Annotated in this window: 21 protein-coding genes and 1 tRNA gene; 16 read left to right on the forward strand and 6 right to left on the reverse strand. The window is 69.0% G+C overall.

What is annotated here, in order from left to right; genetic code table 11:
* Positions 1 to 106 precede the first annotated feature (106 nt).
* Entirely contained in the window at positions 107 to 1,564 is a 1,458-nt protein-coding gene (locus tag DDE10_RS00305; RefSeq protein WP_114950743.1) for a M48 family metalloprotease, read from the forward strand.
* Between the two features lie 86 nt (positions 1,565 to 1,650).
* Here the strand turns inward: DDE10_RS00305 and DDE10_RS00310 are convergent, their stop codons facing one another.
* Complete coding sequence (locus tag DDE10_RS00310) at positions 1,651 to 1,818, reverse strand: Flp family type IVb pilin (RefSeq protein WP_114950744.1); 168 nt, start codon at positions 1,816 to 1,818, stop codon at positions 1,651 to 1,653.
* Positions 1,819 to 1,933: 115 nt separating this feature from the next.
* Positions 1,934 to 2,101 (reverse strand): Flp family type IVb pilin, encoded by a 168-nt coding sequence (locus DDE10_RS00315; RefSeq protein ID WP_114950745.1) that lies wholly within the window; start codon positions 2,099 to 2,101, stop codon positions 1,934 to 1,936.
* 109 nt (positions 2,102 to 2,210) lie between these two features.
* On the opposite strand from DDE10_RS00315, the gene DDE10_RS00320 reads away from it, so the two are divergent.
* Entirely contained in the window at positions 2,211 to 2,600 is a 390-nt protein-coding gene (locus DDE10_RS00320; RefSeq protein ID WP_114950746.1) for a (deoxy)nucleoside triphosphate pyrophosphohydrolase, read from the forward strand.
* Here the strand turns inward: DDE10_RS00320 and DDE10_RS00325 are convergent.
* Positions 2,597 to 3,481, reverse strand: coding sequence for a methyltransferase domain-containing protein (locus DDE10_RS00325; protein WP_114950747.1), 885 nt, complete (start codon positions 3,479 to 3,481; stop codon positions 2,597 to 2,599). The two genes, DDE10_RS00320 and DDE10_RS00325, sit on opposite strands and share 4 nt — an antisense overlap.
* A gap of 242 nt (positions 3,482 to 3,723) precedes the next feature.
* Here DDE10_RS00325 and DDE10_RS00330 point away from each other — a divergent pair, with 242 nt between their 5' ends.
* The 8 genes from DDE10_RS00330 to DDE10_RS00365 all read left to right on the forward strand — a co-directional run bounded on the left by DDE10_RS00330 (position 3,724) and on the right by DDE10_RS00365 (position 12,681).
* On the forward strand, positions 3,724 to 4,092 hold the full coding sequence (locus tag DDE10_RS00330; RefSeq protein ID WP_284734343.1) for a DUF423 domain-containing protein: 369 nt from the start codon (positions 3,724 to 3,726) through the stop codon (positions 4,090 to 4,092).
* 225 nt (positions 4,093 to 4,317) lie between these two features.
* Positions 4,318 to 4,968 (forward strand): protein-L-isoaspartate O-methyltransferase family protein, encoded by a 651-nt coding sequence (locus DDE10_RS00335; RefSeq protein ID WP_114950749.1) that lies wholly within the window; start codon positions 4,318 to 4,320, stop codon positions 4,966 to 4,968.
* Positions 4,969 to 4,987: 19 nt separating this feature from the next.
* Positions 4,988 to 6,463, forward strand: a complete 1,476-nt coding sequence (locus DDE10_RS00340; RefSeq protein ID WP_114950750.1) for a TolC family outer membrane protein — start codon at positions 4,988 to 4,990, stop codon at positions 6,461 to 6,463.
* Positions 6,464 to 6,563: 100 nt separating this feature from the next.
* Complete coding sequence (locus DDE10_RS00345) at positions 6,564 to 6,944, forward strand: DUF2497 domain-containing protein (protein ID WP_284734344.1); 381 nt, start codon at positions 6,564 to 6,566, stop codon at positions 6,942 to 6,944.
* 117 nt (positions 6,945 to 7,061) lie between these two features.
* Entirely contained in the window at positions 7,062 to 9,134 is a 2,073-nt protein-coding gene (locus DDE10_RS00350; protein ID WP_114950752.1) for a S9 family peptidase, read from the forward strand.
* Positions 9,085 to 9,381, forward strand: a complete 297-nt coding sequence (locus tag DDE10_RS00355; RefSeq protein WP_284734345.1) for a hypothetical protein — start codon at positions 9,085 to 9,087, stop codon at positions 9,379 to 9,381. Before DDE10_RS00350 ends, DDE10_RS00355 begins: the two co-directional genes overlap by 50 nt.
* Positions 9,378 to 9,998: an ATPase gene (locus DDE10_RS00360; RefSeq protein ID WP_114950753.1), complete on the forward strand. Its 621-nt coding sequence runs from the start codon at positions 9,378 to 9,380 to the stop codon at positions 9,996 to 9,998. Before DDE10_RS00355 ends, DDE10_RS00360 begins: the two co-directional genes overlap by 4 nt.
* A gap of 43 nt (positions 9,999 to 10,041) precedes the next feature.
* Entirely contained in the window at positions 10,042 to 12,681 is a 2,640-nt protein-coding gene (locus DDE10_RS00365) for a valine--tRNA ligase (RefSeq protein ID WP_114950754.1), read from the forward strand.
* A gap of 33 nt (positions 12,682 to 12,714) precedes the next feature.
* On the opposite strand, the gene DDE10_RS00370 is transcribed toward DDE10_RS00365, so the two are convergent.
* On the reverse strand, positions 12,715 to 13,665 hold the full coding sequence (locus DDE10_RS00370) for a diacylglycerol/lipid kinase family protein (protein WP_114950755.1): 951 nt from the start codon (positions 13,663 to 13,665) through the stop codon (positions 12,715 to 12,717).
* An 85-nt stretch (positions 13,666 to 13,750) separates the two neighbouring features.
* Between DDE10_RS00370 and hemB the strand changes: the two genes are divergently transcribed.
* The 4 genes from hemB to DDE10_RS00390 are packed head-to-tail and all read left to right on the forward strand — an operon-like array spanning position 13,751 to position 18,062.
* A complete protein-coding gene (gene hemB, locus DDE10_RS00375; RefSeq protein WP_114950756.1) occupies positions 13,751 to 14,746 on the forward strand; it encodes a porphobilinogen synthase in 996 nt (331 codons plus the stop codon).
* Positions 14,747 to 14,758: 12 nt separating this feature from the next.
* Positions 14,759 to 16,990, forward strand: a complete 2,232-nt coding sequence (locus tag DDE10_RS00380; protein WP_349356523.1) for a fused MFS/spermidine synthase — start codon at positions 14,759 to 14,761, stop codon at positions 16,988 to 16,990.
* Positions 16,987 to 17,526 carry a GNAT family N-acetyltransferase gene (locus DDE10_RS00385; protein ID WP_114950758.1) on the forward strand — a complete coding sequence of 180 codons (540 nt, stop codon included), beginning with the start codon at positions 16,987 to 16,989 and terminating at the stop codon, positions 17,524 to 17,526. Before DDE10_RS00380 ends, DDE10_RS00385 begins: the two co-directional genes overlap by 4 nt.
* Entirely contained in the window at positions 17,514 to 18,062 is a 549-nt protein-coding gene (locus DDE10_RS00390; protein ID WP_114950759.1) for a gamma carbonic anhydrase family protein, read from the forward strand. Before DDE10_RS00385 ends, DDE10_RS00390 begins: the two co-directional genes overlap by 13 nt.
* Positions 18,063 to 18,177: 115 nt before the next feature.
* On the opposite strand, the gene DDE10_RS00395 is transcribed toward DDE10_RS00390, so the two are convergent.
* Complete coding sequence (locus tag DDE10_RS00395) at positions 18,178 to 18,693, reverse strand: hypothetical protein (protein ID WP_114950760.1); 516 nt, start codon at positions 18,691 to 18,693, stop codon at positions 18,178 to 18,180.
* A gap of 105 nt (positions 18,694 to 18,798) precedes the next feature.
* Here DDE10_RS00395 and DDE10_RS00400 point away from each other — a divergent pair.
* Both DDE10_RS00400 and DDE10_RS00405 read left to right on the forward strand, forming a co-directional pair.
* A tRNA-Arg gene (locus tag DDE10_RS00400) sits at positions 18,799 to 18,875 on the forward strand.
* Between the two features lie 245 nt (positions 18,876 to 19,120).
* The gene (locus tag DDE10_RS00405; protein WP_114950761.1) at positions 19,121 to 19,762 is read left to right on the forward strand and encodes a hypothetical protein; all 642 of its coding nucleotides are present in this window, start codon (positions 19,121 to 19,123) and stop codon (positions 19,760 to 19,762) included.
* Between the two features lie 22 nt (positions 19,763 to 19,784).
* Here DDE10_RS00405 and DDE10_RS00410 read toward each other — a convergent pair whose 3' ends face one another.
* Entirely contained in the window at positions 19,785 to 20,444 is a 660-nt protein-coding gene (locus DDE10_RS00410) for a glutathione S-transferase family protein (RefSeq protein ID WP_162806166.1), read from the reverse strand.
* Positions 20,445 to 20,526 lie beyond the last annotated feature (82 nt).

Here is a 20,526-nt window from a genome sequence, read left to right on the forward strand (position 1 = left end):
GGCGCGCGCACGCGCCGGATGATCGCGCTCGCCTTTGTCTGCCGGAACTTCGCGTTCGTCGCCGGGTTCTCCGGCCGGCAGTTTCGTCCCTGTAAGGAGTTCCGATTTGAGGCTTAAAGCGTTCCTCGCCGTCACCCTCTCGCTGGCCGCGGTCGGCTGCGCCAGCTCCGGGCTGGTCGGCAGCGGCGACACCCGGTCGATCGCCCCCGGCATCGCCCAGCAGGCGGCCCAGCAGCACGAGCAGGTGCTCGCCGAATTCGGCGGCGCCGAAAGCGGCCGCCGCGCGGCCTACGTCTCGGCGGTCGGCGGCCGAATCGCGGCCCAGAGCGGCGTCGCGCCGGGCGGCTTCCGCTTTACCACCCTCAACTCGCCGGTGATGAACGCCTTCGCCGTCCCCGGCGGCTATATCTACATCACCAGGCAAATGCTGGGCCTGATGAACAGCGAGGCCGAGCTCGCTTCGGTGCTCGGCCACGAAGCCGGGCACATCACCGCCGATCACAGTGCGGAGCGCCAGAATCGCAGCCTCTGGACGCAGCTCGGCGCGGCGCTGCTCGGCGCGGTCAGCGGCTCGGGCGATCTCGCCCAGATCGCCGCCCAGGGGGCGCAGATCTGGACGTTGAGCTATTCGCGAAGCCAGGAGCTGGAGGCCGACGATCTCGGCGTGCGCACCATGAGCGGCGCCGGCTACGATCCGCTCCAATCGCCGCGAATGCTCGCCTCGCTCGGTGCCTGGACCGATCTCGAGACGCGCTTCGTCGGCCGCGACCAGGATGCCCGGGCGGTGCCCTCCTGGGCGCGCACCCATCCCCTCTCGAGCGAGCGGGTCGGGCGGGCGACGGACAGGGCCCGGGCGACCGGCCGCGCCGGCCAGGGCCTGGTCAATCGCGACCAGCATCTCGAGGCGCTGGACGGCATGATCTTCGACGACGACCCGGCCCAGGGCGTCATCGACGGACGCGATTTCCGCCACCCCGATCTGCGGCTCGCCTTCACCGTCCCCCAAGGCTTCGGCATCCAGAATGGCGGACGCGCCGTCTCGATCGCCGGCACGTCCGGACAGGCGCAGTTCTCAACGGGCGCCTATGACGGCAATCTCGATGCCTATATCGGCCGGGTCTTCCAGGCGCTGGCCGGGCAGCAGGGTCAGGTCCAGGTCCCGCAGACCCGCACCACCCAGGTGAACGGGCTGCGCGCGGCGACCGCGACGGCGCGCATGCAGGCGCAGCAAGGGATGCTCGACGTCACCGTCTTCGCCTACGAGTTCGCCCGCGACCGCGCCTTTCATTTCGTCACGGTGACGCCGGCAGGGCAGGGGCTGGGGCCGTTCTCGACCATGGTCCAGTCGCTGCGGCGGCTTACCGCGCAGGAGGCGGCGGCGATCCGTCCGCGCGTCATCGACATCGTCACCGTCGGCGCCGGCGACTCGGTCGACAGCCTCGCCCGGCGCATGGCCTATGACAGCTATCAGGTGGAGCGATTCCGGATCCTCAACGGCCTGGCCGCCGGCGACTCGCTGCAGCGGGGGCAGCGGGTCAAGCTGGTCGTCTGGGGAAGCCGCTGAGCGTCCTTCGCGGCGCGGCTGCTGCTCAATGAGAAAGGGCGGCGGAATTGCTTCCGCCGCCCATTCCTTTCGATCGAAATGTTGGCTTAGTCGGCCGACATCTCGGTCGCGACGCTGTTGAAGGTCGCGTTCAGGCTGCTGCCGAGGCCCTTCATGGCCGCGATGGCGGCAACCGCGATCAGAGCGGCGATCAGGCCGTATTCGATGGCGGTCGCACCCTTGTTGTTCTTGATCAGCTTGCGAATGAAGTACATTTCCGGTCTCCTTGGTTCCACTCTGGAAGTCCACACTTCCCGCCGCCCTCACTATATTCTGACAGGTCAGCGAGCTTTCCTTCTAGGCTGGGGAGGTTTCCAAATATTTAATACGTCAGCCGCCCCGCACCTCGTTCGACACATTGTCCCACATGTCGATCGTGGTCGTCGCGAAGAGATTGACGGCGCCGACCATGGCCAGGAACACCATGGCGAGGATCAGGCCATATTCGACGGCCGTAGCGCCCTGGTCGTTCTTGAATAGGTCGAGTAGACGCCGCATCGTCTGGTCATCCCGCAGCACGGGCTACACTGACCCGTGACGGTGAAATAAGGCCGCGGAAGTTAATGAAACCCTACCTCGGAGCGCTCAGTTGCAAAAAAAACCGACAATGACGGTGGTGGCTGCGGCGCTGATCGGAGAGAGCCGGCGGGTCCTGCTCCAGCAGCGCGCGCCGGGCCGGTCGATGGCCGGGCTCTGGGAATTTCCCGGCGGCAAGGTCGAGCCCGGCGAGCTGCCCGAGGCGGCGCTCGCCCGCGAGCTCGACGAGGAGCTCGGGATCCGGGTCGCTCCCGCCGACCTCGTTCCCGCCTGCTTCGCCAGTGCGCCGGTCGGCGGCGCCCACATGATCCTGCTTCTCTATCTCTGCCGCGTCTGGAGCGGCGACCCGCGCCCGCTCGATGCGAGCGCCCTCAAATGGCTGCGGCCGGCGGAGATGGTGCCCGACGAGATGCCGCCCGCGGACCGCCCGCTGGTCGCGATGCTGGAGCGCCTGCTCTAGCCCTTCGACCGCAGCGCCTCGGCGAGGGAGGCCGCGGCGCTGCCGCGCCGGGCCGGCCGCGGCTGGTCGGGGGACGGCGCCCAGCCGCTGACATGGATGATCTCGAATCGCTCCGCGGTCTTGCCGTCGGCATCGGCCGCGGCGGCGAAGTCGACATGAGCGGCAGCAAGAGCCAGCCGGCCCAGAGGACGCGTCGATCGCTGCAGCAGGATGTTGGTCGCCCCCATGCCGCGCAGGTCGCGGACCAGCCCGCCGAGCGCGGCGAAGCGGACGGTGACGCTCTCGACGTCGATCACCGGCAGCGCGAAGCCGGCGCGGCCGAGCAGATCGCCGGCGGCGCGGACGTCGATCTGCGGGTGGATGCGGGGCGCCGCGCCGCCCTCCGCCTCGTCGGCGGCGCGCATCGCCGAACGCAGGCGCGGCAGACTGCCGGCGCCGGCGAAAGCGGCCAGGAACAAACCGTCGGGCCGCAGCGCCCGCCGGATCAGGGTGAGCGCGCCGGGCAGGTCGTTGACGCTGTCGAGCGTGCCGACCGACACGATCAGGTCGAAGCTGGCGTCGGCGAAGGGGAGGCGGTCCTCGTCGCACCTGACGTCCGCCGCCGCGGCGAACAGGGCGCCATGATCGGCCGCAACGACCCTGATGCCGCGCTCGCGCAGCCGGCGGGTGAGATAGAGATCGCCGCTGCCGAGATCGAGCGCGTCGGTGAAATCGCGGCGGACGAGGTCCAGCCGCTCGATCAGCTCGTCGGCGACACGATGGTGGAGATAGAAGGTATCGCCGCCGCTTCCGGCGGCGCGATCGCGGCGCAGCCGCCGCAGCCCGCGGTCGAACGGTCCGTCCTGGGCCGATCCGGTGCTCGGCGATAAGCTGCCCGTCATCTCCGCTCCGGCTTGGCCTGGCACATCGCTGCGCCTCTAATGCCCCCTCGCCGCCGCGCCTAGAGCATCGCTCCCCTCTCGCACCTGGGCCTGAACCGATAGCGGCTCCGTCACGGCGCCTCCACCTGGTCCGGACAGGCTCTAGCTGCCGTCGCGCTCGCCGGTTGCGGCCGGACGATCGGCGCGCCATCTAGCGCGCGATGGACGCCGCTTCACCCTCCCGTTCCGGCTCGTCCCGGCGCGTGATCCTCGTGGCAGGTGCGCTACTCGGCGGATCCGGCATCATCCTCGGCGCCTTCGCGGCGCATGCGCTGAAGGAGGTCCTTTCGCCGCAGCAGTCCGGCTGGTGGCAGACCGCGGTCCAGTATCAGATGTGGCAGGCCCTCGCTCTGCTCCTGGTCGCCGCGCTGCCGCTGCGCCGGCCGGCCGTGCCGGCCCTCGGCCTCGGGATCGGCGTGCTGATCTTCTCCGGATCGCTCTACATGATGGCGCTTGGCCTGCCCCGCTGGCTCGGCGCGGTGGCTCCCGTGGGCGGCGGTCTCATGATCGGCGGCTGGCTGGCGCTGGCATGGCAGGCGCTGCGCCGCTCCCGGACTCGGCCTGGCGACTGAGCCCGAACGGCTGTCCGATCGCGGACAGGACTGTCCGGAAGCGGACACCTGGGAGGCGTCGTCGAGTCGCGCGGCACCTGATCTGATCATGGCACGGCTCTTGCTGCTCGAGGGTGGCATGACCTTCCTACTCTCCGCTTGGCGATGCGCGCCCTTGCCGATAAAAGCCGCAGGGGCCCACAAGTGTGTTGCGCAACTAAGACAGTTGTGCGAGTAGGTGGAACGATGACCGAGCACAATTTCGAGCATATGCGCCGGGCGATGGTGGCGAGCCAGCTGCGGACGACCGGCGTCAACGATCCGCGGGTCGTGGCCGCGATGGGAGCGGTACCTCGCGAGCGCTTCGTCCCGGAGGATCGTAGCGCGCTCGCTTATGCCGACGCGCTGATCCCGCTCGGCCATGATCGACACCTCAACTCGCCCATGGCGCTCGGCCGGATGCTCACCGAAGCGCATCTGCGCGGCCATGAGCGGGCGCTGGTGATCGGCGCGGCCACCGGTTATGCGGCCGCGGTCGCAGCCCGGCTCGTCGGCTCGGTCGTCGCCGTCGAGGAGGTGCCGGAGCTGGCGGCCTTCGCCCGCACCGCGCTCGAAGGCAGTGGCGTGGAGCTCGTCGAGGGTCCGCTGGCGGAAGGCCATCGCGCCCGCGCGCCTTATGATTTCGTCCTGATCGATGGGGCGGTCGAGCATGTGCCGCCGGCGATCGTCGATCAGGTCGCCGACGGGGGCGAGGTCGCCCTGGCCTTGCTCGACCAGGGGGTGAGTCGGCTCTGCGTCGGCCGGGTGGTGGCGGGCGCGTTCGGCACGTCGGCCTTCGCCGACGCCGCCGCCGCCGTGCTTCCGGGCTTCGCGAAGCCGCGGGGATTCAGTTTTTGAGAGACGGAGCGAGGGCGTAATGCGGGGAAGGTTTCTGGTCGCGGCGGGCGCGGCCGCCTTGGCGACGGGCGGCATCGCCCATGCCGAGACCCAGACGATGCGCGACGCGCTCGCTCTGACCTATCGGGCGAACCCGACGATCATGGCGCAGCGTGCGCAGGTGCGCTCGCTCGACGAGGACGTGGCGATCGCGCGCGCCTCGGGCCGGCCGCAGGTCGACATCACCGCAGGCGTCAACCAGGACGTGTTCACCCGCAACCTTCCGGGCCGGAACGGTCGGGATTTCAGCGTCGGGGCCGACTTGAGCGTGCCGCTCTTCGCCGGCGGCCGCATCCGCAACGCGGTGCGGGCCGCCGATACCCGGGTCGAGGCGGGCCGCGCGGACCTGCGCGCGACCGAGGGCGATATCTTCACCGAGGCGGTAGCCGCCTATATGGACGTCATCCGCGACCGCAGCATCGTCCAGCTGAACGAGAATCAGGTCCGCGTGCTCGACACCAATCTGCAGGCGACCCGCGACCGGTTCGAGGTCGGCGATCTCACCCGGACCGACGTCGCCCAGTCCGAGGCGCGGCTGGCGCTCGCGCAGAGCAATCTCGCCACCGCCCGCGGTCAGCTCGAATCGAGCGAGGAGAATTTCCAGCGGGTCATCGGCGACGCGCCCGGCGACCTGCAGCCACCGCCGCCTTTGCCGCCCTTGCCCGGCGCCCCCGCGGATGCGGCCAGTGTCGCGCTGTCGAACAATGCGGACCTCGCCTCGATCGCCGCCCAGGCCCGTGCCGCCGGCTTCGACGTCGCCACCGTCCGCGGCGAGCGCCTGCCGACCATCTCGGCGGTCAGCAGCACCCGCTATCTGAGCGCGCTCGGCAGCAACGAGACCGGCGCCGGCGAGCCGCTGGGGCCGAACAGCACGACCAGCACCGGAATCGGGCTTTCCCTCAACGTGCCGCTCTACCAGGGCGGCGCGGCCGGGGCCCGGGTGCGGCGGGCGCAGGCGTTCCGGACCCAGCTGCTCGAACAGTCGATCGGTGTCGAGCGGCTGGTCGTCGCCAATGCGCGTGCCGCCTTCGCCGCCTGGCAGGCCGCGCAGGAGGCGATCGAATCGAATGAGCTGGCGGTGGCCGCCAACGATCTGGCGCTCGAGGGCACCCGCGCGGAGCAGACGGTCGGCACCCGCAACGTCCTCGACGTTCTCAATGCCGAGCAGGAGCTGCTCAACGCCCAGGTCGCCTTGGTGACGGCGCGTCGCGACGCCTATGTCGCCGGCTTCCAGCTGCTCAACACGATGGGCCAGGCGGAGGCCGAGGATCTCAATCTCGATGCAGGGCCGCTCTACGATCCGGTCGATCATTACGATCGCTATTCGCGCAGCTGGAACGACTGGGACGACGGGCCGCCGGCGCGCCCCGTCTCGACCCGCACCGTTCCCGCCGACGCGGTCAGCCCGATCACCGAACTGGTGCCAAACACACCCGTGACAGAGGCGGAACAATAAGCGATAAGCCCCTGCGAGGAACATATTTCGCGAGCCCTCATTGTTTCAGCAGACAGATAGATAGGGCCCTCGAATGGGGGAAATTCAGCAAGACCCGTCGATGGAAGAGATACTGGCTTCCATCAAACGCGTGATCGCCGAGGACGGCCGTGCGGCCGCGTCCGGCGCTGCCCGGTCGCGGCGCGCCTCCACGGCCGCGCCGGCCTCGGCCGAGGAGGACGTGCTCGAGCTCGACGATCCGGTGACCGAGGAAACGGCCTTGCTGTCGAGCGATGCCGCCGCCGCCAGCCGCGAGCGCCTCGCCGCCTTGACCGCGCTTCGCCAGCGCACCGAGGTGCCGGCCGACAGCGGCGCGCTCGAAGCGGTCGTGAAGGACATGCTGCGGCCGATGCTCAAGGCGTGGCTCGACGAGCACCTCCCCGAGATCGTCGAGCAGCTCGTCACCCGTGAGATCGCCCGGATCACCGGCCGAAATCTCTGATCCTCCCCGGGTGACGACAAGGGGAAGGCGGCGAGGGCACGACGAATAGGCGTCGAAACCTGCCGGCGACGCCGCGCCCTTGCCCGCACCGGCGCCGCTGGGCTAGGTCGCCAACCCATGAAGAAGCTCATCGCCGCGAGCCTTGCCGCGCTCGCTCTCGCTTCGGCTTCGGCCGCCTCGGCCCGTCCGATTACCGCCACCGATCTCGCCACGATGCGCCGCCTCGCCGCTCCGACCGTGTCGCCGGACGGGCGCTGGGCGGTCTATCAGCTTCGCGAGACCGATCTCGAGGGCAATCGCGGCCGGCTCGATCTGTGGCTGCTCGACCTCGGCCGTGCCGGCGCCGAGCCGGTGCGGATCGCCTCGACGGCCGAGCATAACGAGCATGACCCGCAATTCGCCGCCGACGGCCGCTTCCTTTACTATCTGAGCGGCGCCTCGGGCAGCGAGCAATTGTGGCGGGTGGCTCTCCCCGGCGGCACCCCGGAGAGGGTCAGCGACCTCGGCACCGACCTTGCCGGCTACCGCCTTTCGCCGGCCGGCGACCGGATCGCGATCTGGGCCGACCGGCCGATGGAATGTGCCGATGTCGGCTGCGCCAACGTGACTTTGCCCGGTCCGGGCCATGGCAGCGGCCGCGCCTATGACGAGATCTTCGTCCGGCACTGGGACGTCTGGGTCGAGCCCGGCGTGCGTTCCCGCATCTTCACCTTCCCGCTGGTCGACGGCCGGCCGCAAGGCGGCGGCACGCCGGTGGCGCGCGACCTCGTCGGCGATTCGCCCTCAAAGCCGTTCGGCGGCGCCGAGGAGATCGCCTGGAGCCCGGATGGGCGCATTCTCTATTTCACCTTGCGCGAGGGCGGACCGGGAGAGCCCAACTCGACCAATCTCGACATCTTCGCCGTTCCCGCCGACGGCTCGGCGGCGCCGACCAACCTCACCGACGCCAATGACGCGCTCGACAACCTCCCGGCCGTCTCCCCCGACGGCCGCTGGCTGGCCTATGTCGCGATGGCGCGCCCGACCTACGAGGCCGATCGCCAGGTGATCCGGCTGCGCGACCTCGCCACCGGCGAGACCCGTGCGCTCACCGCCGACTGGGATCGTTCGGTCGGCTCGCTCGCCTGGGCGCCGGACGGCCGCAGCCTCTTCGTCACCGCCGGCGACGTGCTCGACACGCCGCTGTTCCGGGTCGACGTGCCGAGCGGCCGGGTCACCCGCCTCACCCAGGCGGGAACGGCGGGCAATGTCGTTCCGGTCCGCGACGGATCGGTCCTCTATACGCTCAACAGCCTGCAGGCCCCGGACGACCTCTACCGCCTCGATCGTCGCGGCCGCTCGACAAGGCTGACGCGGGTCAATGCCGACAAGCTCGCCGGGCTCGACCCGGTCGAGGTCGAGCGGTTCAGTTTCCCCGGCGCCGGCGGCGACACCGTCTGGGGCCAGATCGTCAAGCCGGCCGGAGCCGAGGGGCGGCTGCCGGTCGCCTATCTCGTCCATGGGGGACCGCAGGGCTCCTTCGGCAATAGCTGGTCCTATCGCTGGAATCCCTGGCTGTTCGCGGCCCCGGGCTATGCCGCGGTCAGCGTCGATTTCCACGGCTCGACCGGCTACGGCCAGGCCTTCACCGACGCGATCAACCGCGACTGGGGCGGCGCGCCGCTCGAGGATTTGCGCCTCGGCCTCGCCGCCGCGGGCCGCGAGGATCCGGCGATCGACATCGCCAATGCCTGCGCGCTCGGCGGCTCCTATGGCGGCTACATGATGAACTGGATCGCCGGCAACTGGCCCGAAGGGTTCAAGTGCCTGGTCAACCATGCCGGCGTCTTCGATCTGCGGGCCATGTCCTACGAGACCGAGGAATTGTGGTTCACCGAATGGGAGTTCGGCGGTCCCTATTTCGAGCCCGCCGCCGCCGAGGTGATGGAGCGCTGGAATCCGGTACGGTTCGTCACCGAATGGCGCACGCCGATGCTGGTCATCCATGGCGAGCGCGACTTCCGCATCCCCTACAGCCAGTCGCTCGCCGCCTTCACCGCGCTCCAGCGCCGCAACATCCCCTCGCGGCTGCTCGTCTTCCCGGACGAGAATCACTGGATCCTGAAGCCCCAGAACAGCATCCAATGGTATCGCGAGGTCCATGGCTGGCTCGACCGCTGGCTGCGCGGGGAGGGGGCTGGGCAGCGCTGAGCCGATCGCCTATATTGCCGACATGGCGAAAAGGCTGCCCGACAAGACGGTGGTGGAGGTGGAAGGGCCCATCGATCCGGGCAAGCCCGACAAGGCCCGATATCGGATCGTGCGCCGCGACGGTACGCAGGTGCGTCTGCGCGTCATAGACGCCGACGGTCCACGCTTTGCTGCAGACCTGCAGGCGTCGTTCGCGGCGAACGTGCGTCGGGCGCGAGCGGAGAATCGCGCGCTGAACGACGATTGATCGTCAAGGGGGAGGCGCCGCCGCGGCTGTGGATCGTGGCTGGCCCGAATGGATCGGGCAAGAGTACCCTCTATGGCCGAAGCGACGTGGCCGAATTTGACGGCTCCGTCTGGATCATCAACCCGGATCTGCTGACGCGGCGCCTTCAGACCAGCGAGGGGCTGGACCTCGTCGCCGCCAATCTCGCCGCCGTGAAGCGAATCGAGCAGTGGTTGGACGCGTCGATCGACGTGCACCAGACGATCGGCGTCGAGACTGTCCTCTCCACCTCCAAATATCGGCGTCTCGTCAGCAAGGCGAAGGAACGCGGCTTCGAAGTCCGGCTCATCTACGTCTATGTCGACACGCTTCAGCGGCAGCTCGAGCGAATACGCCTTCGCGTCGCCAAGGGCGGTCACGACGTTCCGCTAGACAAGGCCGCTTCGCGCCGCGGGCGCTCCTTCGGCGAATTTCCGTGGTTCTTCTGGATGGCCGACCAAGCCTGGGTGTTCGACAATTCCGGAGCGGAGCCCAAGCTGGTGGCCGGGAAGGAGGGTCCGTCGGCGGCGGTGCTCAGTGAATCGCTGCATGAACAGCTGCGCGGCGGTATCAGGTCCTTCGTGCAGTGGGACGACTAAGGCAGCGGCTTCACAACCGGCAATCTCCCGCTAAAGCCGCCGAATGACTGAATTGCCGAAGACGTTCGACCCAGCCGAGATCGAGGCGCGCTGGTACCGCCGCTGGGAGGAGGAGGGGCTGTTCCGCCCCGAGCGCCGCCAGGCACAGCCGTGGACGATCGTCATGCCGCCGCCCAACGTCACCGGCTCGCTCCATATCGGCCACGCGCTCGACATCACCTTGCAGGACGTGCTGACCCGCCACGCCCGTCTCCAGGGCAAGGACGCTCTATGGGTGGTCGGGACCGACCATGCCGGCATCGCCACCCAGATGGTGGTCGAGCGCAACCTAGAGAGCCAGGGGCTCAAGCGGGTCGACATCGGCCGCGAGGCCTTCGTCGATCATATCTGGGAATGGAAGGCGCAGTCGGGCGGTTCGATCACCCGCCAGCTGCGCCGGCTCGGCGCCTCCTGCGACTGGTCGAACGAGCGTTTCACCATGGATCCGGGCTTCTCCGCCGCGGTGATCAAGGTGTTCGTCCAGCTCTATCGTGACGGTCTGCTCTACCGCGACAAGAGGCTGGTCAACTGGGATCCCCGGTTCGGCACCGCCATCTCCGATCTCGAGGTCGAGACCCGAGAGGTGCAGGGACAGTTCTGGCATCTCAGATATCCGCTCGAGGACGGCAGCGGGTTCATCCACGTCGCCACGACCCGGCCCGAGACGATGCTCGCCGACATGGCGGTCGCCGTCCATCCCGAGGACGAGCGCTATCGGGCGCTGATCGGCCGCAACGTTCGGCTGCCGATCACCGGCCGGCTGGTGCCGATCATCGCCGACGCGCATGCCGATCCCGAGCTCGGCTCGGGCGCGGTCAAGATCACGCCGGGCCACGACTTCAACGATTTCGAGGTCGGCAAGCGCGCCGGCATGAAGCCGGTCGACATGCTCAACATGCTCGATGCCGAGGCACGGGCCGTGCAGACCCGCGACGGCTTGGTTCCGGCCGACCTGGTCGGGCTCGACCGCTTCGATGCCCGCAAGCGGGTCGTCGAGCGGCTCGAGACGGAGGGCCTGGTCGAGCGGGTCGAGGACCGCGCCATCCAGCTTCCCTATGGCGACCGGTCGGGCGTCGCCATCGAGCCCTGGCTCACCGACCAATGGTATGTCGACGCCGCCACCTTGGCCAAGCCGGCGATCGAGGCGGTGCGCAGCGGCGACATCAAGGTCGTGCCGAAGACCTGGGAGAAGACCTGGTTCAACTGGCTGGAGAACATCCAGCCCTGGTGCGTGTCCCGCCAGCTCTGGTGGGGTCACCAGATCCCGGCCTGGTATGACGAGGAGGGGAATGTCTTCGTCGCCGAGACCGAGGCCGAGGCGCGCGCCGAAGCCGGGAATCGCCCGCTGCGCCGTGACTCCGACGTGCTCGACACCTGGTTCTCCTCGGCCTTGTGGCCGTTCGCCACCCTGGGCTGGCCGGAACAGACCGAGACGCTTCGCCGCCACTATCCCAACGACGTCCTCATTTCGGGGTTCGACATCATCTTCTTCTGGGACGCCCGGATGGCGATGCAGGGCTACCATTTCATGGGCAAGGCGCCCTGGAAGACCTTGTACCTTCACGGGTTGGTGCGCGATTCCAAGGGCCAGAAGATGTCCAAGTCGAAGGGCAATACGGTCGATCCGATCGGTCTGGTCGACCGTTACGGCGCCGATGCCCTGCGCTTCACCCTGGCGGCGATGGAAAGCCAGGGGCGCGACATCAAGCTCGACGAGAAGAGGGTCGAGGGCTACCGCAATTTCGGCACCAAATTGTGGAACGCCGCCCGCTTCTGCCAGGCCAATGGCATCGGCGCCTCGGCCGCGCTGGAGCCGCCGGCGGCGACGCTCCCCGTCAACCGATGGATCGTCGGCGAGACGGTGCGGACCGTCCAGGCGCTCGACATCGCCATGGCCGAATTACGTTACGACGAGAGCGCCAACGTCATCTACCATTTCGTGTGGGACGGCTTCTGCGACTGGTATCTCGAGCTCATCAAGCCGGTCCTGGCTGAAGCTTCGCCGGCGCAGGACGAGACCCGCGCCGTCGCCGGCTGGGTGCTCGACCAGATCCTGGTCATGCTCCATCCGTTCATGCCGTTCGTCACCGAGGAATTGTGGAACGCGCTCGGCGATCGGGCCTATCCGCTCATCCTGGCGAAATGGCCGGTGCCCGACGCACGGGCGCTCGATCCCGAGGCAGGGCCGGAGATCGACTGGCTGATCCGGCTGATCAACGCGATCCGAGCCGCCCGTTCCGAATTGAACGTGCCGCCGGCGGCGAAGCTGGCGCTCCATGTCCGGGACGCCTCGGAGGCGACCGGGGCGCGGCTCGACCGCCACGGCGCCGCCCTTCGCCGGCTCGCCCGGCTGGAATCGGTCTCGCACGATCTGCCCGAGGGCGGCGCCGCACAGGTGATCGTCGACGAAGCGACCTTCATCCTGCCGCTGGAGGGCGTGATCGACATCGAGGCCGAGCGCCAGCGCCTCGCCAAGGCGGCGCAGGCGGCCGAGAAGGAACGCGACTCGCTGGCCGCGCGCCTGGCCAATCCGAGCTTCGTCGAGCGGGCCAAGCCGGAGGCTGTCGAGAAGGCGAGGGCCGACCATGCCGAAAAGGCCTCCGACGCCGATCGCTACCGCGCCGCGCTGGCGCGGCTGGGGTGATCGGGAGGGGGTAGGGCGCGGAATTCGTCCCGTTCAGGCCGGCACCACCACCTCGATCGCGCGCTGGGCGACCGCCGCCGTCACCGGGGTCTTGGCAAGAACCTCGCCGTCGATCGAGATGCGCTGGCGCGGCCTCGCCTCAATCCGCAGCTCGCGCCCATGGAATTCGACCGTGCCGGCGTCGCGCGCGGGGAGCTTCCAATATTTGGCGAACCAGTCCCAGATCAGCCGCAGCGAGCTTCGGCCGGTGACCGCCTGGACGACGATCTCTCCACTGGCGACATCGGCTTTCTCGACCAGCTCGACGCCGCCATGAAAGGCGCCGTTGGCGATGCGGACTTCCGTCGCCCACACCGTGTGCCGTTCCTTGCCGTCGTCGACGATCAGCTTGAACGGATGGAAGCGCGCGAGGCAGTAGAGCGCCCACAGGAGATAGCCGACGCGGCCGAGCCAGCGCTTGAGCTTGTGCGGCACGCCCTCGCCGATCATCGGCGACAGGCCCATCGCGGCGCAATTCGCGAAATAGTCGCCGTCGATCAGGCCGAGGTCGATGCGGCGTCGCCGGCCGGTGGCGATGACCTGGATTGCGCCGTCGAGATCGAGCGGGATTCCCAGCGTGCGGGCGAAGCTGTTGGCCGTCCCCAATGGCAGCAACGCGAAGACGCAGTCGCGGTCGACGATCTCGTCGACAGTGCAGGAGAGCGAACCGTCGCCGCCGCCGACGATCACCATCGGCGCGCCGCTCCTTACCGCCGCCTGCATGGTGGGGATGAGCTTGCGCGGGTCGCGGACGGCGTGGACCTCGAGCAGCTCGATCCCCGCCGATCGCAGCTTGTCGGCGGCTTCGCGCATCCTCTCCTCGCCTTGCCGCGAATGGGCGTTGACGACGAGGACGGCCTGGCGGGGGACGGGTCTGGAAGAACTCACCCCGCCCCAACTCGCAACGCGGCCGGAATGTTCACGGCGCCGCGCCGAACAACGCATCGGCCCAGCCATCGAAGCTTCGGGTCCCCCGCCGCGCAAAAGCGAATTCCACTTTCCCGGAAAGCGCTCTAAGCCTCCCGGCGACATGAGCCACGCAGCCTTTCCCGCGCTCCGCCTGCGGCGTACCCGCACCCATGCCTGGAGCCGCGCTTTGGTCGCCGAGACGAGCCTTGCGCCGTCCAACCTGATCTGGCCGCTCTTCGTCAGCGAAGGCACGGGTGTCGAGGAGCCGATCGCCACTCTGCCGGGGGTCTCGCGCTGGTCGGTCGACCAGATTGCCGAGCGGGCGCGCGAGGCCCGCGCGCTCGGTATCGCTTGCATCGCCTTGTTCCCCAACACGCCGCCGGCGCTGCGCAGCGAGACCGCCGACGAGGCGTTCAACGCCGACAACCTCATCTGCCGGGCGGTCCGGGCGGCCAAGGAGGCGGCGCCGGAGGTCGGCGTGCTCACCGACGTCGCGCTCGATCCCTATACTTCGCACGGCCAGGACGGGCTCGTCGACGCGGCCGGCTACGTGGTCAACGACGTCACCGTCGAGCGGCTGGCCCGGCAGGCGCTCGTCCAGGCCGAGGCGGGGGCCGACATCGTCGCGCCGTCGGACATGATGGACGGCCGCGTCGGCGCGATCCGTTCAGCGCTCGAACAGGAAGGCCATGTCAACGTCCAGATCATGGCCTATGCCGCCAAATATGCGAGCGCCTTCTACGGCCCGTTCCGCGATGCCGTCGGCTCGCGCGGGCTGCTCAAGGGCGACAAGAAGAGCTATCAGATGGATCCGGCCAACGCGCTCGAGGCGCTGCGCGAGGTGGCGATGGATCTCGCGGAGGGCGCCGACCATGTCATGGTGAAGCCCGGCCTGCCCTATCTCGATATCGTCCGGCGGGTGCGCGAGCGGTTCGACGTGCCGGTCTTCGCGTATCAGGTGTCTGGCGAATATGCGATGATCGAGGCGGCGGCCGCCGCGGGGGCGGGGGACCGCGATGCGCTGGTGCTTGAGACCTTGATGGCCTTCAGGCGGGCGGGCTGCTCCGGAATATTGACCTATCACGCGCCGCTCGCGGCGCGGCTGCTCCAGGCCTGAAGGGGGACGGGCGTGGCGACCGGGATGACCGCGGGGCGGATGAACGAACGCTGGGCGCGGCCATTGTTCCTGGTCACGATCATCACAGGGTCGTTCCTGCTCTTCCTCACCCAGCCGATGATCGCGCGCATGGCGCTGCCGCGGGTCGGCGGCGCGCCAGCGGTCTGGAACAGCGCGATGCTGGTCTACCAGCTGCTGCTCCTCGGCGGCTATGCCTACGCCCACTATGTGGCCCGGCTGCGGCCGAAGGTGCAGGTCGGCGTTCACGTCGTCCTGTTCGGCCTCGCCTCCCTCTGGCTGCCGATCGGCCTCGCCGAACTCATGCCTCCGGCCTCGGGTCAGCCGGCCCTGTGGGTGCCCTGGTTCCTCTTCGCCTCGATCGGGCCGCTCTTTTTCATCGTCTCGGCGCAGGCGCCGCTGATGCAGCGCTGGTACGCGCTCGAGACCAGCCGCGGCGATCCCTATCCGCTCTATGCGGCGTCCAACCTCGGCAGCTTCGCCGGCCTCATCTCCTACCCTTTGCTGGTTGAGCCGCTGATGACCTTGCAGCAGCAGAGCTGGTTGTGGACCGCGATCTACGCCTTGCTCGTCCTGCTCGTCGCCCTGTGCGCGCTCACCGTGCCGAGCCACGCCGTCGAGGCGCCGCCGGAGGAGACGGCGCCGGCGCCGACTACCCGCCAGGTGCTGCACTGGATCGCGCTTGCGGCGGTGCCGTCCGGGCTGATGCTGTCGACGACGACCCATCTCACCACCGACATCGTCGCCATGCCGCTCATCTGGGCGCTGCCGCTGGGCCTCTATCTGCTCAGCTACGTCATCGCCTTCGCGCACCGGCGCGGGCCGGCCGACGCCCTGACCCTGATCGCGCCGCTCGTCATCCTCGTCGCCGGCGGCCTCGCCTTCAGCAGCGGCACCCAGAATCCCTTCTTCTCCGTGACACTGGGCCTGCTCCTCCTCTTCGTCGTCGCGGTGGCGCTCCATGCCGAGCTGTTCCGGCGCCGGCCGGCGGTCGGCCATCTCACCCGTTTCTATCTCGCCATGTCGTTCGGTGGCATGCTCGGCGGCCTGTTCTGCGCGATCGTCGCGCCCTTGCTGTTCGATTGGGCGTACGAGCATCCGTTGCTGGTTCTCGCCGCCGCCTTGCTGGTGCCGCAATATGTGCTGGTGCCGTGGCCGGACCGGCTCCGCCGCATCCTCCTCTTCGCGATTCCGGCGGTCGCCTTGCTGCTCTCCTTCGCCGTCGAGCGCGGCCTGCTCGGCGGGAACCAGGGCCTGGCCATGGCCGGCAGCATCATCGTCTCCTTGCTCGCGCTTGCCTGCCTCGGCCGGCCCTGGGCGTTCGCGGTGGCGCTTGCCGCGCTGATGCTGAGCTATGGCGGCTGGTCCACCCTCGAGCGCTCGACCACCGGCGACCGCACCCGCTCCTATTTCGGCGTTTATGAAGTCAGCGAGCGCTACGACGGCTCGGCCCGGGTGCTGACCCACGGCACCACTCTCCACGGTATCCAGAATCTCGAGCCCGGGCTCGAGACCATCCCGACTAGCTATTATGCGAGGCGCTCCGGCGTAGGCCTTGCCTTGAGCAATGCCGGCGCGATGTATGGCGGCGGCGCCCGGATCGGGATCGTCGGCCTCGGCAGCGGCACCCTGTCCTGCTACGCCCGGCCCGGCCAGAGCTGGACCTTCTTCGAGATCGACCCGGCGATGGTCGAGGTCGCCCGCAACCGCTTCACCTTCCTTCGCCAATGCGCGCCGCAGGCCCGGGTCGTGCTCGGCGATGCGCGGATCAGCCTGCGAGACCAGCCCGCCAACTCGATCGACGTCCTCGCCATCGACGCCTTCTCGTCGGATTCGGTGCCGATGCATCTGCTCACCCGTGAGGCGCTCGCCGTCTATGGCCGCGCCGTCCAGCCGCAGGGCATCGTCCTGTTCCACATCTCCAACCGCTATCTCGACCTCCAGCCGGTGATCGCCGACATCGCCGAGCATGGCGGCTGGACCACGGCCCTGCTCGAATATGTCCCGACCGAGGAGGAGGAGATGCTGAACGCGACCCTCTCGGTGTGGATCGCCCTGTCTCGCGAGCCCGAGAGCATCGACCGGCTCGTCCGCCTGAGCGGCGAAGACAGCATCAACTGGACCATGCTCGAGAGCCGGCCGGGCTTCAGCGGCTGGACCGACGATCATGCCTCTATCCTGCCGATCATCAGCTATCGCAGCCTGCTGCCGTCGGCGCTGCGATGATCGAGACCGAACGGCTGATCCTGCGCGACTGGCGAGAAGAGGACATCGATCCGTTCATTCGCCAAACCAATGTCGAGCCGGTGATGCGCTGGCTCGGCGGCGTTCAGGCGGACGATCAGATCCGCGAGATCATCCGTACCCGGCTGATGCGCTGGCAGGTCGATCGCGGATTCACCTTCTGGGCGGTCGAGCGCAAGGCGGACGGCGCCCTGCTCGGCTTTTGCGGCCTGAAGATCGCCGACAGCCCCGGCAGCCCGATCGAGGGTGAATATGAGGTCGGCTGGCGCCTGCGCGAGGATGCCTGGGGGCAGGGCTATGCGAAGGAGGCGGCGACCGCTTCGCTCGACTTCGCCTTCGATCGTCTCGCCGCGGAGCAGGTGGTGGCGATCACCGTCCATCAGAATGCGCCGAGCTGGGGGCTGATGAAGCGGCTCGGCATGCGCCGCCGCGAGGCGCTCGACTATGACGATCCGCGCTTCCCGGAGCTCAACCCCGTGATCATCTACAGCATCGCCCGGGCGGAATGGCGGGCGTGACCCTGATCGCCTTCGAAGGCCATGCGCCTCAGGTCCATTCCACCGCCTTCGTGGCGCCGGGGTCGCGGCTGATCGGCCGCGTCGAGATCGGCGCCGAGGCGAGCATCTGGTACAATTGCGTGCTGCGCGGCGACGTCAACCAGATCCGGATCGGCGCGCGCACCAACGTTCAGGACGGCACCGTCATCCATTGCGACTCGCCGCAGCCGGGGCGCGAGCAGGGCTGGCCGACTCTGATCGGCGCCGACGTCCTCATCGGCCACATGGCGATGGTCCATGGCTGCATTCTCCACGACCGCGCCTTCGTCGGGCTGGGCGCGATCGTGATGAACGATTGCGAGATCGAGGGCGACGCCATGCTCGCTGCCGGCGCCATGCTCACGCCTGGCAGGAAGATCCTCTCGGGCCAGCTCTGGGCCGGCCGGCCGGCCAAATATGTCCGCGACCTCCGTCCCGAGGAGATCGCCGACATGCGCGCCGGAATCGCCCATTATGTCGGGAATGCCCGGCGCCACGCCGCCGCGCTGGAGGGTTAGGCGAAAACTCCCGATTCCGCCCGCCCCAGTTCCGCACCTTCGCGCGACGGATCGGACGGCAGGCGCTTGTCGAACTGAGGATCCGTTTCGCTGCCGAGCGGCGGGGCCATCCGGCTCACCTCGCCAGCCGGTCCCTCAGCGTCTCCCAGCGTGTCCGCTGCGCCGCGGCCAGGGTTTCCACCTCCGCCAGCGCGGCTTCGATCGCCGCGAAGTCGCCTTCGTTCGTGGCTACGGCGGCTCGCTCGAGGGCGAGCTGGTCGAGCTCGCCAAGTGCGCCGGCGGTGCCGACCCTCGCCGCCTCGAGCCGCGACAGCGCCTGCTGGGCCGCGACCCAGCTCTCGGTCCCGGAATCGCCGGCGGCCGCCACTGCCGAAGTGACGGGGCCGAAAGCGGCGTCGAAGGCGCGATCACCCTCGGCCGCCTGCTGGCGGAGCGCCGCGACCCGCTGGACGAGGGCCGGCTCCGATGGAACCGCGACGGGCGGGTGCACCGGCTCGGCGGTCGAAAGGCCGCGTTCGGCCGGCCGCACCGCGAGCGAGGGAAAGCCGTCCTCGCGCACGCAGCCGGCGAGAAGGAGGGCCGCTGCGCAGGCGGCGAGACCGGTTCGGCCGGGGAAGGAGGATGTGGTCACCGCCTTTCCCTATGCGCCGTCCGGCCGTCCGGCAACTCCGGCCTGGACCCGCTGCGGTCGGGGCTTGCGCCCGCCGAATCCAGCCCCTATGTCGCAGCCTCCCGCGCGCCCGTAGCTCAGCTGGATAGAGCACCAGACTACGAATCTGGGGGCCGGAGGTTCGAATCCTTCCGGGCGCGCCATGAAAAGCCCTCGGCGAGACGAAGGTCTGCCGAGGGCTTTTTTGTTGGCTCGCTCGCCGGGTCGGGCCTCCGAGTTGGGTCTCCCGCCGCGACTTGCTGCCGTTCGCATCCGCCCGCAGCGCTTCGTGTGCCCGGACGTGAGGCGCCCCAATCCGCGCTACCGCCCGCGATGGCAATGTGCGTAGAATGCGCGGATGGGCAAAGGGGAACTACCGGTTGTTTCGGCGCCGCTGCCGGCTTCGGACATGTCGGCTCCGCGGCTGCGGGCTACCGATCCGGGCGTTCGCCTGTCTCAGTTCGCGGATCTCAAATGGGTCCATTGTCCGCGTTGCGACGGGCCGGCGCGCCTGGCGGGGGAACGGCTCACCTGCCTCGGATGCGCCTATTCGGAAGGCGGGCCGACACCGAACCGGCGCCGGCTGCGCGAGCTTGTGCTTGCGAAGGCGCGGCCGAAATGTCCCAATCGCCGCTGCGGCGCGCCGCTTCCCGACATCGGCAAGGCGGTCCGGGGCGGCGGCGGCGACAATCTGGAAGCCGATGTGCGGTGCCCGACCTGCCGGGAGGTGAGCCGCCATCCCGCGCTGGCATTGACGCCGCGGGACGCGGCCCGAGGCGCACGTCGTTTCTGGCGCGCTTTCTACCGTCGCGGTCACAGTCTCTATCTCGCCCGCCGCGTCGGAACGCACGTTCTGGCGGTCTACAATGTCGCGCATCTCGATGCGCTCGAGGCCTGGCTCGGCGCCGACCTCCGCGAGCGCGGACCGGTCGCCGGCCTGACGATGATGGCGCGGCTGCCGCGCTGGATGAAGGCGGCGTCCAACCGGCCGCTGGTTCGGAAGGCGCTGGCGGAGTTGCGCGAGCAGGCGGCGCGGGAGGGCCTCGGCTGACCGGCGGGCAGGGTTGGACGCCTCAGGCGCCGGCGCCGGTTGGTTCCGCGAAGGGCTGCGCGATGGCGCCCGGCTCCTGTCCCGTCGCCTTGCGCCAGCTCGCGCGTTCGGAGCATCGCGCCCACCACGAGGCGACGTTGCCGCGCGCCGAGATGGCCGCCGCGAGAGGCGTGGCCATCAGATAGTCCAGATCGGGAAGGTACACGATGTCGGCCAGCGAGAATTGCTCGCCCGCCAGATAGGGCGAGGCGGCCAGACGGCCGTCGAGCACATCCAGCGTCCGTTCGACCATCGTGTTCGACGCCTCGAGGGCAGCCTCCTCCTGCGGGAAGCCGAAGACATGGTGCAGGATGGGATTCAAGGCCGCAGCCGAGAGGTAGGAATAGGCAATGTCGATCCACTGATCCATCAGGGCCCGGTCGCGCACGTCCGAGGGGACGAGCCCGCCGCCATATCGCTCGTTGAGATACCGGATGATGGCGCGCGACTCGTAGAGCGTGAAGCCGTCATCGTCGATCGTCGGCACCCGGCCGAAAGGCTGGCGCACCAAATGCGTCGCCTGGTGCTGCTCGCCGCCCAGCAGATCGACGACACGAAGATCGAAGGGCAGGTCGATTTCGTGCAGCGTGCACAGCGCCTTGCGGGTGAAGGTGCTGGCCGGGTGTCCATAGAGCCTGATCAATGGAGGATCCTCTCTTCCGGGGCCGGCGCCGCAGCGGCAGCGGTGAGCTGATGCCGGTTGAGCGGGAAAATGAGGACAGACG

It is taken from the genome of Sphingosinicella terrae (assembly GCF_003347635.1).
In the GTDB taxonomy this organism is placed as follows: domain Bacteria; phylum Pseudomonadota; class Alphaproteobacteria; order Sphingomonadales; family Sphingomonadaceae; genus Allosphingosinicella; species Allosphingosinicella terrae.

Excerpts from the sequence above, each read along its gene's own strand:
- DDE10_RS00310 (WP_114950744.1), bottom strand. The coding sequence starts at position 1,818 with ATGTACTTCATTCGCAAGCTGATCAAGAACAACAAGGGTGCGACCGCC.
- DDE10_RS00315 (WP_114950745.1), bottom strand. The coding sequence starts at position 2,101 with ATGCGGCGTCTACTCGACCTATTCAAGAACGACCAGGGCGCTACGGCC.
- DDE10_RS00320 (WP_114950746.1), top strand. The coding sequence starts at position 2,211 with ATGACGGTGGTGGCTGCGGCGCTGATCGGAGAGAGCCGGCGGGTCCTG.
- DDE10_RS00325 (WP_114950747.1), bottom strand. The coding sequence starts at position 3,481 with ATGACGGGCAGCTTATCGCCGAGCACCGGATCGGCCCAGGACGGACCG.
- DDE10_RS00335 (WP_114950749.1), top strand. The coding sequence starts at position 4,318 with ATGACCGAGCACAATTTCGAGCATATGCGCCGGGCGATGGTGGCGAGC.
- DDE10_RS00340 (WP_114950750.1), top strand. The coding sequence starts at position 4,988 with ATGCGGGGAAGGTTTCTGGTCGCGGCGGGCGCGGCCGCCTTGGCGACG.
- DDE10_RS00345 (WP_284734344.1), top strand. The coding sequence starts at position 6,564 with ATGGAAGAGATACTGGCTTCCATCAAACGCGTGATCGCCGAGGACGGC.
- DDE10_RS00350 (WP_114950752.1), top strand. The coding sequence starts at position 7,062 with ATGAAGAAGCTCATCGCCGCGAGCCTTGCCGCGCTCGCTCTCGCTTCG.
- DDE10_RS00355 (WP_284734345.1), top strand. The coding sequence starts at position 9,085 with ATGGCTGGCTCGACCGCTGGCTGCGCGGGGAGGGGGCTGGGCAGCGCT.
- DDE10_RS00365 (WP_114950754.1), top strand. The coding sequence starts at position 10,042 with ATGACTGAATTGCCGAAGACGTTCGACCCAGCCGAGATCGAGGCGCGC.
- DDE10_RS00370 (WP_114950755.1), bottom strand. The coding sequence starts at position 13,665 with ATGCGTTGTTCGGCGCGGCGCCGTGAACATTCCGGCCGCGTTGCGAGT.
- hemB (WP_114950756.1), top strand. The coding sequence starts at position 13,751 with ATGAGCCACGCAGCCTTTCCCGCGCTCCGCCTGCGGCGTACCCGCACC.
- DDE10_RS00385 (WP_114950758.1), top strand. The coding sequence starts at position 16,987 with ATGATCGAGACCGAACGGCTGATCCTGCGCGACTGGCGAGAAGAGGAC.
- DDE10_RS00390 (WP_114950759.1), top strand. The coding sequence starts at position 17,514 with ATGGCGGGCGTGACCCTGATCGCCTTCGAAGGCCATGCGCCTCAGGTC.
- DDE10_RS00405 (WP_114950761.1), top strand. The coding sequence starts at position 19,121 with ATGTCGGCTCCGCGGCTGCGGGCTACCGATCCGGGCGTTCGCCTGTCT.